The sequence below is a fragment of the Halorubrum sp. C191 genome, assembly GCF_002727095.1.
GTDB lineage: Archaea > Halobacteriota > Halobacteria > Halobacteriales > Haloferacaceae > Halorubrum > Halorubrum ezzemoulense.
In genome coordinates this window covers 6,003-6,227 of record NZ_NHNZ01000223.1, presented here as the reverse complement: position 1 = coordinate 6,227, position 225 = coordinate 6,003, and the positions used below count along the sequence as shown (strand labels likewise).

The 225-nt window shown below is 61.8% G+C and carries 1 pseudogene; it reads left to right on the top strand.

Annotation, left to right across the window (positions count from 1 at the left end):
* Positions 1 to 225 (top strand): annotated as a pseudogene (locus tag Z052_RS18975) (transposase); the annotation flags it as partial.

Here is a 225-nt window from a genome sequence, read left to right as displayed (position 1 = left end):
CAGCAGCACCCGCAGTCCGGCCACGCCGCTCTCGACAGCACGTTCTTCGACCGGCGGCGTGTACCCTCGTACTTTCGCTAGCGGGCAGGACGGACGGTACAGACGCTAAAAGTGACGACATTGACTAACGTGGGATCGCTGGCTATTCTCGACATTCACATCACAGCGCGGTGGAAGCACGACACGAAGACGGGACCGCAGGTCATCCGCCGAAACGCGGACGAC